Consider the following 11350-nt stretch of genomic DNA (forward strand, 5'->3'; position numbering starts at 1 on the left):
CGAGCCCCTGGTCGGAGCAGGCGAGGCGGGTCGTCCCGCGACGCCGGTCCCCGCGAGACGCCCGACCCCTCCCCGCGAGATGCCGCTCCGGCACGCGACTCGCCGACGGAGGTGTACCGGAGCGGAGTCTCGCGGAGGGGAGAGGGGGGCCGGTCACCCGTAGAGTGGCCGGGTGGAAGCAGCCGACATCGCCGACGACATCACCGAGGTCCTCTACACCGAGGCCGAGATCCACGAGCGGATCCGCGCCCTGGCCCGCGCCATCGAGCGCGACTACGCGGGCGAGAACCTGCTCATCGTCGGGGTGCTGCGCGGCGCCGTGATGGTGATGGCCGATCTGGCCCGCGAGCTCAAGCTCGACATCGTCATGGACTGGATGGCCGTCTCGTCCTACGGGAGCGGCACCAAGTCCTCCGGCGTCGTGCGGATCCTGAAGGACCTCGACTCCGACATCACGAACCGCAAGGTGCTGATCGTCGAGGACATCATCGACTCCGGCCTCACGCTCTCGTGGCTGCAGGGCAACCTCCGCAGCCGCGGCGCCGAGTCCGTCGAGATCTGCGCGCTGTTCCGCAAGCCCGCGGCCGCCAAGGTCGAGGTCGACGTGGCCTACGTCGGCTTCGACATCCCGAACGAGTTCGTGATCGGGTACGGGCTCGACTACGCCGAGCGCTACCGCAACCTCCGCGATGTCGCCGTCCTCGCCCCGCACGTCTACGAGTAGCCCCGCGGACACCGCGCAGAAGAGCCTCGAGCGGCTCTTCGCGGTGCCGCTGCTGGGCTATCACATGAGCTACCCGACCTCGCTGCGGGCCGACCTCGAGTTCAACTACTGGTGGCTCGCGCACGCGATCGACGCGGCCGTCGACGCCTTCGAGCGCACGGGCGACGAGGCGCACCTGGAGCGTGCCCGGCGGATCCACCGCGCGATCCGCCTCCGCAACGGCGGGCGCCTGGTCAACGGCTACTTCGACGACATGATGTGGCTCGGCGGCGCGCTCGCCCGCCTCGGGGAGGCCTCGGGCGACCCGCGGTTCCTCGACCGGGCCGACCGCCTGTGGCGCTTCGCCGTCGCGAAGGGCTGGAACCTCCGCCACGGTGCGAGCCTCGCCTGGCGCCGCCGGCAGCTGGACTACAAGAACGCGCCCGCGAACGGCCCGTTCGCGATCCTCGGCGCGCGCCTGGAGCGGCTGCGGCCGGACGGCCGGGAGGAGCTCTCGCGCACCGCCCTCGACTGGATGCACGTGCGCCTCCGCGACGACGACACCGGCTTCGTCGCCGACGGCATCGGCCGCGAGGGCGGCTCTGCCCGCGACGACTGGGCCTTCAGCTACAACCACGCCGTCTACATCGGCGCGGCGCTCGCCCTGCACCGCCTGCGGCCCGACCCCCGCCTGGTCGCCCACGCCTCCCGCACGGCCGAGGACCTGCTGGACCGGCTCGCCCCCGACGGCGTCTTCGTCGACCAGGGATCGGGGGACGGCGCCCTGTTCGGCGGCATCGCCTACCGGCACCTCGTCGACCTCGCCACGACGAGCGGAGTCGCGCCCGCGGTGGCGGCTCGCGTCCGCGGCTTCGTCGCCGGCAGCGTCGCCGCGCTGCAGAGCTCGAGCGTCCGCCGCGGCGTGCTGCTGGCCGGGCCCCGCTGGGACGTGCCTCCGTCGCTGCCCGCCACGCTCTCGGCCGAGATCGGCGCCGTGCTCGCCCTGGAGGCGTCAGCGCGACTGGACCGGTCGCCGGTGCCGTCAGACTGACGGGGTGAAGGCACCCGAGAAGCGCACCGTCGCCGTCGTGATCAACCCGAGCAAGTTCGACGACGTCGGCGCCGCGGAGGACCTGGTCGCGACGATCGCGCGCCGCCACGGCTGGAACGAGCCGCTCTGGTTCGAGACCAGCCCGGGCGACTCCGGTGCCGCCGCGGCCCGCGCCGCGCTCGAGGCGGGCCCGGACCTGGTCTGCTCGATGGGCGGCGACGGCACCGTCCGCGCCGTCGCCACGGTGCTGCGCGGGACCGGCGTCCCCTACGGCCTGCTGCCCAGCGGCACGGGCAACCTCCTCGCGCGGAACCTCGGGATCCCGCTCGGCTCGCTGCCCGAGGCGGTCGAGATCGCCCTGCTCGGGCAGGACCGCGCCATCGACGTGGGCACGGCCGCGTTCGACGACGGCGAGGAGCGGGTGTTCATGGTGATGGGCGGGGTGGGCCTGGACGCCGAGATCATGGACAAGACGGACGAGGAGCTGAAGAAGCGGGTGGGCTGGGGCGCCTACTTCGCAGCGGGGGCGCCGGCGATGTTCAAGGCCGGATTCGAGGTGACCCTCACGATCGACGGCGCTGAGGAGCCTCCGCAGCGCTGCTTCATGGTGCTGGCCTGCAACTGCAGCTCCGTGGTCGCGAACATCGAGCTGGCCGCCGGAGCCGTGCTCGACGACGGCGACCTGGAGCTGGTGCTGCTGCGTCGGCGCTTCGGCCTCGCGCTGGACGTGGCGACCGGCAACCGCAACGGGCTCGCCTCGCTCCGGCAGTGGCCCGGCCGCGAGTTCTCGTTCGAGCTGGACCAGCCGGTGCTCGCCGAGCTGGACGGCGATCCGGTCGGCCGCACCCGCTCCGGGCGCTTCGGCGTGGATCCGGGCGCCCTGCTCGTGCGCCTGCCGGTGCCGACGCCCCGGAGCCCGGGACTGACTCCGCACGACTCGGTGATCGTCGACACGTCCGCCATCTCGACGCTGCTCCCGGAGCCGCCCTCCTCCTGACGCTTGCGCGCTCTTCTTTACGGTTGTAAGTTACCTGACGGACGTAAAGAAGGCGCTCCTCGCGCCGGGAAGAAGGACCCTGTGACCGATCCGCGGCTCACCCGCTCGCGCGAGCTCCTGCTCACCGCGATCACGACGGCCCTCGACCGCCCGGGCGACGACCAGCCCTCCATCACGGAGCTCTGCGGCGCCGCGGGCGTCAGCCGCCCCACGTTCTACCAGCACTTCGGGGATGTGCCGTCCCTGATCGAGGCCGCCGCGGTGGAGCGGATGCACGCGCTGTTCGGCGACGTCGCTCCCGGCACCGCCCCCGCCGACTGGGAGGGCGCGGTCCCGCGCATCGTCCGCGGCCTCCTCGAGGGCCTGCTCGTGCACGCCGACTTCTACCGCCGCGTGCTGAGCGGAGGGACGGCCCGCGCCGTGCAGGAGTCGGTCGTCGCGTTCCTCGCGCAGCGGCTCCTCGCCTTCTCGCCCCTCGCCGAGCGCGGATCGGGCGGCGGCGACCACGCCCGCGTCGAGCGCTTCGCCGTCCTCCTCGCCGCCGGCACCACCTGGCTGGTCGTCGGCTGGCTCCTCGACGGCGACGCCCGCCGTCCCGCGGCCTCGGCCTCCGCCGACATCGCCGAGCTCCTCGTCACCGGAGTCGCCTCGCCGCGGCTCGCCGCCCTGCACTCCACGAAGTAGAAGGACCATGACCACCTCCCCGCTCCGCCGCGCCCTGCGCGCCGTGAACCCGCGCCTCGTCGTCGTCTTCGCCGCGATCGCGCTCATCCCGCTGATCTACGCGGGACTGCTGACCTCGGCCAACCTCGATCCCACGCACCACCTCGACACGGTGCCCGCCGCGATCGTCAACGAGGACACCGGCGCGACCGCCTCGGACGGCTCCGCGCTCGCCCTCGGCGACGACCTGACCGAGCAGCTCACCACCGACACGTCCGGCTCGGACTTCGCCTGGACGGCGACCGGTGCCGACGAGGCGTCCCGCGAGCTCGCCTCCGGCGACGTCCTCGCCGTGCTGACGGTGCCGGCCGGCTTCTCGGCCGACGTCGCCTCTGTCGGCGGCGACGACCCCGCCGCGGCCGTGCAGGCGAAGCTGTCGATCGAGACGAACGACGCGGCCAACCTGATCGTCGGCAACATCGCCTCCACCATCGGCACCACCGTGACGAAGACGCTGGAGGAGAAGGTCGGCGCGACCTACCTCGAGAACGTCTACCTCGGCTTCACCGACGTGCACTCGAGCCTCGAGCAGGCGGCCGACGGCGCCGCTCAGCTGGCGGACGGCGCCGGGACCGCCGCGTCCGGCTCCTCCGAGCTGGTCGTCGGGCTCGCGCAGCTGCAGGACGGCACCGCGCAGCTGGCGACCGGCGCCGACTCCCTCCGCTCGGGCGCGGGGAGCGCGGCCTCCGGAGCGTCCGACCTCTCGTCGGGACTCCAGCGGATCGCGAGCGGGACCGGTCAGCTGCCCGACCAGGCGGCGGCGCTCGACACGGGAGCCCGCACGGTCGCCGACGGCGCCCAGCAGCTCGACGGCGGAGCGGCGTCGCTCGCCTCGGGCGCCGCCGACCTCGCCGCGGGGACGTCGACCCTGAAGGACGGCGCGGCCTCGGCGGCGTCCGGCGCCGAGGCGCTGGCCACCGGGTCCGCCTCCCTCTCCGACGGAGCGGGGAACGCCCTCGCGGGAGCCCAGCAGCTCGCGACCGGTGCGGGAGCGCTCGCGACCGCCACTCCGCAACTCGCCACCGGAGCGACCGGAGTCGACTCCGGCCTCGCCTCCCTGCTCTCTCGGTACGACTCGCTGTCCGACGCCCAGCGCGTGGCCGAGCTGACCGCCCTCGAGGAGGGTGCGGCCGCCCTCGCGGGCGGAGCCGCCTCGGCGGACGCGGGCGCGCAGACGCTCGCCTCCGGTGCGACCGCGCTCGTCGGCGACGACGGCAGCGGACTGACGGCGCTCGCCGCCGGTGCCGCCACGGTCTCGAGCGGAGCCGCCGACCTCGCGACCGGCACCGCCGCTCTGGCCACCGGGGCGACCTCCGCCGCCGACGGCGCCCAGAAGCTGCAGACCGGAGCGCAGGCCCTCGCCCAGGGAGCTGCGACCCTCGACGGCGGAGCCGCGCAGGTCGCCGGCGGAGTGGACACCCTCTCCGGCGCGGTCGGCCCGCTCACCAGCGGCATCGCCTCCGCGGCTGCCGGCGCCTCCGACCTCGCCTCCGGGACGGCCGCCCTCGCGACGGGCGCCTCGGACCTCGCGGACGGCGCCGAGACCGCCGCGACCGGCTCGGCCGACGCGGCCACCGGTTCGCAGGACCTCGCCGACGGGATCGACTCGCTCGCCTCCGGATCGCGCACCCTCGACACGAAACTCTCGGACGGCGCGGACGACGTGCCCACCTACACCGGCGAGCAGGCGCAGGAGCTCAGCACCGTCGCGGCCGCCCCGGTCGGGATCGACGCCGAGCGGATGAACCGCGTGCCGTCCTACGGCTACGGCCTCGCCCCCTACTTCATGGCGCTCGCGCTCTGGGTCGGCGCGCTCGCCTTCTACCTGATGAGCGCCCCGCTCAGCTCCCGCCTCCTCACCGCGCGCCGTCCCGCCTGGGTCATCGCGCTGCGCAGCTACCTGCCCGGCGCGCTGATGGCGGTCGCCCAGGGCGTCCTGGCCGCGCTCGTCATCCGCTTCGGAGTGGGCGTCGAGGCGTCGAACCTGCCCGGGCTGATCGGGATCGCCGTGCTCACGAGCCTCACCTTCGTGGCGATCAACCAGGCGCTGATCGCGCTGCTGGACGCCCCGGGCCGGTTCCTGGCGCTGCTGATGATCGTGCTGCAGCTGTCCTCGGCCGGAGGCACCTACCCGGTCGAGACCGCGCCCGCTTTCTTCCAGGCGATCCACGGGGTGCTGCCGCTGACCTGGACGGTGGAGGCGTTCCGCTCGCTGATCGCCGGCGGCAGCATCGGAGTCGCGCACGCGGTCCTGGTGCTCGTGCTCTGGCTGGTCGGGGCGCTCGCCGTGACCGTGCTGGCCGCCGCCCGCCGCCGCCGCGGCCTCGTGCCCGCCCTCCGCGACCCGGAGCCCCTCCTCGAGTCGGCCTGACCCGGGCCGGGCGGGCCCGGTCTGTCCGTCCGCGCCTCCTGCGTTCTCGCGGCGCGCCCCGCTCGGACACCCTCGCCCTCCCGAGACCGCAGTAGTCGTCGCTGTCGAGCTCGAGTGCGACAACTCCTGCGCTCTCACGGCGCGTCCCCACCGCCGAAGCGCCGATCCCCGCGACCTCCACCCGCAAGGCAGAGGACGCGGACCGGGAAACGCGTGCCAGCGTTTCCCGGCAGTCCGACGCACCCCGCTCTGCGAAACGCACCATCTCGCGAAGCCGACCGCGCGCGGGGATGCGGCCCGCCGCATCCCCGCCGGACGGTGCCGACGCGTGCCAGCGTTTCCCGGCAGTCCGACGCACCCCGCTCTGCGGAACGCACCATCTCGCGAAGCCGACCGCGCGCGGGGATGCGGCCCGCCGCATCCCCGCCAGACCACACAGCCCGCGGCCGTTCGGCCCACGGCGAACGCGTGGGCGGCGCTCAGAGTGCGGGAGGTAGCCTGGCAGGCACAATCTCCTCGTCAGAAAGGCGCCGGGTGTCGCACCCGCAACAAGCATGAACGTGAAGCGCATCTTCCGGGGTCCCATCCTCTACGTCGTCCTGGCGATCGTCGCGGTGTGGATCGGCTCCTCGCTGATCACCATGTCCGGCTTCCGGCCGGTCACGACGCAGGAGGGTCTCGACCTCCTGAAGGACGGCAAGGTCGACTCGGCGAAGATCGTGGACGGCGAGCAGCGCGTCGATCTCACGCTCAAGCAGGCCGACGGCGACAACGGCACGCAGGTGCAGTTCTACTACGTGGCCCCTCGCGGCGCGGAGGTCGTCGACGCGGTGTCCGCGGCCGATCTCGGCAGCACCGGCTACAACGACGAGGTCCCGCAGACCAACTGGTTCCTCTCGGCCCTCGGCTTCCTGCTCCCCATCCTGCTGATCGGCGCGTTCTTCTGGCTGATGCTCTCGGGCATGCAGGGCGGCGGCAACCGCGTCATGCAGTTCGGCAAGTCGAAGGCGAAGCTCGTCTCGAAGGAGTCGCCCAAGGTCACGTTCGGCGATGTCGCCGGCGCCGACGAGGCGATCGAGGAGCTGCACGAGATCAAGGAGTTCCTCAAGGAGCCCGCGAAGTTCCAGGCCGTCGGCGCCCGCATCCCGAAGGGCGTCCTGCTCTACGGCCCTCCCGGCACCGGCAAGACCCTGCTGGCGCGCGCGGTCGCGGGCGAGGCGGGCGTCCCCTTCTACTCCATCTCCGGATCGGACTTCGTCGAGATGTTCGTCGGCGTCGGCGCGAGCCGTGTCCGCGACCTGTTCCAGCAGGCGAAGGAGAACTCGCCGGCCATCATCTTCGTCGATGAGATCGACGCCGTCGGCCGCCACCGCGGCGCCGGCATGGGCGGCGGTCACGACGAGCGCGAGCAGACCCTCAACCAGCTGCTGGTCGAGATGGACGGCTTCGACGTCAAGACGAACGTCATCCTGATCGCGGCGACGAACCGCCCCGACATCCTCGACCCCGCGCTGCTGCGTCCGGGCCGCTTCGACCGCCAGATCGGCGTCGACGCCCCCGACCTGCTCGGCCGCAAGCGGATCCTCGAGGTCCACGGCCGCGGCAAGCCGCTCGCCGGGGGAGTCGACCTCGAGGTCGTCGCCCGCAAGACCCCGGGCTTCACCGGCGCCGACCTGGCCAACGTCCTCAACGAGGCCGCACTGCTCACCGCCCGCTCCAACGCGCAGCTGATCGACAACCGCGCGCTCGACGAGGCCATCGACCGCGTCATCGCGGGGCCGCAGCGCCGCACGCGGGTCATGCGCGACAAGGAGAAGCTGATCACCGCCTACCACGAGGGCGGACACGCTCTGGCGGCGGCGGCGATGCGCCACACCGACCCCGTGACCAAGGTCACGATCCTGCCGCGCGGTCGCGCCCTCGGCTACACGATGGTGCTCCCGCTGGAGGACAAGTACTCCACGACCCGCAACGAGCTCCTCGACCAGCTCACGTACGCGATGGGCGGCCGCGTCGCGGAGGAGATCGTCTTCCACGACCCCACCACCGGAGCGTCGAACGACATCGAGAAGGCGACCTCCATCGCCCGCAAGATGGTCACCGACTACGGCATGTCCGCGAACGTCGGAGCGGTCAAGCTCGGCCAGTCGTCGGGCGAGATGTTCCTCGGCCGCGACATGGGCCACCAGCGCGACTACTCCGAGCAGATCGCCGAGACGGTCGACGCCGAGACGCGCCAGCTCATCGAGCAGGCGCACGACGAAGCGTGGCAGGTCATCAACGACAACCGCGACATCCTCGACCGCCTCGCGATGGAGCTGCTCGAGAAGGAGACGCTCGACCACGACCAGCTGGCCGAGATCTTCAAGGACGTCCGCCGCATCGACGAGCGCCCGCAGTGGCTCTCGAGCGACAAGCGCCCCCTGTCCGACCTGCCGCCCATCGCGGTCCCGGTCGCCAAGGCGCCGATCGACTCGGGTGCGACCGACGGGGGAGTCTCCTCCGCTGGTGCCGACGAGGTCGCGCCGAAGCGCCCGCCGCTGATCAACCCGCGCCCCGCGACGGCGTAGCGCGCGCGTGCCCGTCGACAAGGCGCGCATCGAGGCGGCCGTCGCCGAGATCCTCGCGGCCATCGGGGACGACCCGGGCCGCGAGGGACTCCTCGACACGCCGCGGCGGTTCGCCGAGGCGTACGAGGAGTTCTTCGGCGGTTTCGACGACGACGCCGCGGCCCAGCTGACCGAGACGTTCGCGGTGGTGGAGGGCGGCCAGGAGTCGCCGCTCGACCAGACGGTGGTCGTGCGCGACCTCGCCTTCCGCTCCGTCTGCGAGCACCACCTCCTGCCGTTCCTCGGCGTCGCGCACATCGCCTACCGGCCGCGCGAACGGGTCGTCGGCCTCGGCCGGCTGCCGCGCGTGGTCGAGACGGTCGCGTCGCGGCCGCAGATCCAGGAGCGGATGACCGAGCAGATCGCCGACGCGCTCGAGCAGGGCCTCGCTCCCGAGGGAGTGCTCGTCGTGGTCGACGCCGAGCACGGCTGCGTGCGGATGCGCGGGCCGCGCCAGACCGCGAGCTCGACCGTGACGGTCGCCGCCCGCGGCTCCCTCGCCGACCCGGCCGCCCGCGCCGAGATCATCGCGCTGATCGGCGCCGCGCGGGGGGAGTGACGTGGCCACCACCGTCGCCGACCTCACGCCGACCGGCCGCGCCGCGCTCCTCGGGATCCTCAACGTCACTCCGGACTCGTTCAGCGACGGCGGACGCTGGCTGTCCGTCGACGACGCCGTCCGCCACGGCCTCGACCTGACCCGGCCCGCCGGGGACGGACCCGCCGCGTTCGGCGCGGACCTGGTCGACGTCGGCGGCGAGAGCACCCGCCCCGGTGCGGCGCGCGTCGACTCCGCCGCCGAGCAGGGCCGCGTGCTGCCCGTCGTCCGCGCCCTCGCCGCGGAGGGGGTGCGCGTCAGCATCGACACGATGAGCGCCGCCACAGCGGAGGCCGCTCTGGACGCGGGCGCCGTCGTCGTCAACGACGTCTCCGGCGGCCTCGCCGATCCGCGGATGCTCCCGCTCGTCGCCGAGCGCGGCGCCGTCTACATCGCGATGCACTGGCGCGGGCACAGCGCGGGCATGACCGCTCTCGCGTCCTACGGCGACGTGGTGGCGGACGTCCGCGGCGAGCTCGAGCGCCGCGTCGACGCCGCCCGTGAGGCCGGGATCCGGGACGACCGCCTCCTGCTCGACCCCGGCCTCGGCTTCGCGAAGGTCGGCGCGCACGACTGGGCGCTGCTGGCCGGGCTCGACGCGATCGTCTCGCTGGGCTTCCCGGTCCTGGTCGGCCACTCGCGCAAGCGGTTCCTCGCTCCGTTCGCCCCCGCCGGCGCCCCGGCCGCCGAGCGCGACGAGGTCTCCGCCATGCTGAGCCTCGTCGCCGCCGGGTACGGCGCCTGGGGCGTCCGGGTCCACGACGTCCGCTCGTCCGCCCGCGCCCTGGCCCTCGCCGCCCGACTCCAGGAGGAGACCCCGTGACCGCGATCGACCCCGCCGCCCTCGCCGTGCGCGACTCCATCACCCTCACCGGGCTGCGCGTGCGCGCGCACCACGGCGTCTTCGACTTCGAGCGCGAGAACGGCCAGGACTTCGTGATCGACGCGACGGTCTGGCTCGACACTGCGCCGGCGGCCGAGGGCGACGCGCTGGCCGAGACGGTGCACTACGGCGAGCTCGCGATCGCCCTGGCCGACGCGGTGACCCGCGACCCGGTCGACCTCATCGAGACCCTGGCCGAGCGCCTCGCCCGGGTGGCCCTGGGCTTCGCCGCCGCCGACGTCGTCCGCATCACCGTCCACAAGCCGGACGCGCCGATCCCGCTGCCGTTCGAGGACGTGGCCGTGCAGATCACGAGGACCCGCTCGTGAGGCCGCGGCAGGAGCGCGTCCGCCCGGTGCGCCACGTCGTGCTCGCGCTCGGCAGCAACCTCGGCGACCGCCTGGCGCACCTCGAGGAGGCGCTGCGGGCCCTCGCCACGACGCCGGGCCTGCGCATCGAGGCGGTGTCCAAGGTCGTCGAGTCGCCCGCGTGGAAGCCCGAGGGCGTCGACGCGGACGCGCCCGGGTACCTCAACGCGGTCGTGACCGGCTCGACCGTCCTCGAGCCCGACGACCTGCTCGCGGCGACGGCGGCGATCGAATCGGCCGGCGGCCGGATCCGCGGCGAGGGCGAGGAGCGCTGGGGCGACCGGACCCTCGACATCGACGTGATCGCGGTCGGCGGCGTGCTCCGCGACGACGCGCACCTGACCCTCCCGCACCCGCGGGCCGCCGAGCGGGCGTTCGTGCTCGAGCCCTGGCTCGACGTCGAGCCGGCGGCGGTCCTTCCCGGAGCCGGACCCGTGGCCGAGCTGCGCGCACGGGCGACCGATCGCGTGACCGACCACCCGGCCGGGCTGACCTGGCCGGGGCGCGACTCCGCCCGCGGCAGCACCGCCGACCCCGAGAGCAGGACCCCGTGAGGCGCACCCGCATCAGCACCCTGCTCGGACTCGGCCTCGCCGGGGCCGTCGCGGGGTTCCTCCTCGACCTCGCGATCGCCGCCGCCGGCCGCCCCGTGCTCATCCCGCCGCTGACGGTTCCGCTGACCCTGATCGTGGTCGCGGCCCTCGTGCTCGGCTTCGCCGTCCCGATCCACCGCGCCACGAAGGGCACGCTGCGCCGGCCCATCGATCCGTTCCGGGCGATGCGCGTCGTGGTGCTGGCGAAGGCGTCCAGCCACGTCGGTGCTCTGCTGCTCGGAGCCTCCGGCGGCATCCTGGTGTACCTGCTGAGCCGTGCGATCCCTTCGCTAGGCTCCGTGTGGCAGGACGTCGCGACCATCGTGGGTGCGCTCGTCCTGCTGGTGGCCGGCCTGGTCGCCGAGCACCTGTGCACCATCCCGCCGAGCGACGACGACGACACCGCCGTCGGCGAGGTGAACCACGCCTGACGCCGACGCCCGGACCGCCGCGG

11 protein-coding genes are annotated in these 11350 nt (G+C 73.8%); all 11 read left to right on the plus strand.

Annotated elements, in window-relative coordinates; translation table 11 throughout:
• The first annotated feature begins 172 nt into the window (after window positions 1-172).
• The 11 genes from hpt to C5C33_RS14960 all read left to right on the plus strand — a co-directional run bounded on the left by hpt (window position 173) and on the right by C5C33_RS14960 (window position 11327).
• Complete coding sequence (hpt, locus tag C5C33_RS14910) at window positions 173-724, plus strand: hypoxanthine phosphoribosyltransferase (RefSeq protein WP_104238400.1); 552 nt, start codon at window positions 173-175, stop codon at window positions 722-724.
• A 64-nt stretch (window positions 725-788) separates the two neighbouring features.
• Window positions 789-1754, plus strand: a complete 966-nt coding sequence (locus C5C33_RS14915) for a glycoside hydrolase family 76 protein (RefSeq protein ID WP_181136262.1) — start codon at window positions 789-791, stop codon at window positions 1752-1754.
• A gap of 4 nt (window positions 1755-1758) precedes the next feature.
• Window positions 1759-2751, plus strand: a complete 993-nt coding sequence (locus C5C33_RS14920) for a diacylglycerol kinase family protein (protein WP_104226014.1) — start codon at window positions 1759-1761, stop codon at window positions 2749-2751.
• 81 nt (window positions 2752-2832) lie between these two features.
• The gene (locus C5C33_RS14925; RefSeq protein ID WP_104248069.1) at window positions 2833-3435 is read left to right on the plus strand and encodes a TetR/AcrR family transcriptional regulator; all 603 of its coding nucleotides are present in this window, start codon (window positions 2833-2835) and stop codon (window positions 3433-3435) included.
• Between the two features lie 7 nt (window positions 3436-3442).
• Window positions 3443-5845 (plus strand): YhgE/Pip domain-containing protein, encoded by a 2403-nt coding sequence (locus tag C5C33_RS14930; protein WP_104261506.1) that lies wholly within the window; start codon window positions 3443-3445, stop codon window positions 5843-5845.
• Between the two features lie 554 nt (window positions 5846-6399).
• Window positions 6400-8415, plus strand: coding sequence for an ATP-dependent zinc metalloprotease FtsH (gene ftsH, locus C5C33_RS14935; RefSeq protein ID WP_104224104.1), 2016 nt, complete (start codon window positions 6400-6402; stop codon window positions 8413-8415).
• Between the two features lie 7 nt (window positions 8416-8422).
• A complete protein-coding gene (folE, locus tag C5C33_RS14940; RefSeq protein ID WP_104249700.1) occupies window positions 8423-9013 on the plus strand; it encodes a GTP cyclohydrolase I FolE in 591 nt (196 codons plus the stop codon).
• A 1-nt stretch (window position 9014) separates the two neighbouring features.
• A complete protein-coding gene (gene folP / locus C5C33_RS14945; RefSeq protein ID WP_104261507.1) occupies window positions 9015-9875 on the plus strand; it encodes a dihydropteroate synthase in 861 nt (286 codons plus the stop codon).
• Window positions 9872-10264, plus strand: a complete 393-nt coding sequence (gene folB / locus C5C33_RS14950) for a dihydroneopterin aldolase (RefSeq protein ID WP_104347803.1) — start codon at window positions 9872-9874, stop codon at window positions 10262-10264. Before folP ends, folB begins: the two co-directional genes overlap by 4 nt.
• The gene (gene folK / locus C5C33_RS14955) at window positions 10261-10857 is read left to right on the plus strand and encodes a 2-amino-4-hydroxy-6-hydroxymethyldihydropteridine diphosphokinase (RefSeq protein ID WP_104261508.1); all 597 of its coding nucleotides are present in this window, start codon (window positions 10261-10263) and stop codon (window positions 10855-10857) included. The genes folB and folK overlap by 4 nt, the downstream gene beginning before the upstream one ends.
• A complete protein-coding gene (locus tag C5C33_RS14960; protein WP_104224100.1) occupies window positions 10854-11327 on the plus strand; it encodes a DUF3180 domain-containing protein in 474 nt (157 codons plus the stop codon). The genes folK and C5C33_RS14960 overlap by 4 nt, the downstream gene beginning before the upstream one ends.
• Window positions 11328-11350 lie beyond the last annotated feature (23 nt).

It is taken from the genome of Rathayibacter sp. AY1H3 (genome assembly GCF_002932015.1).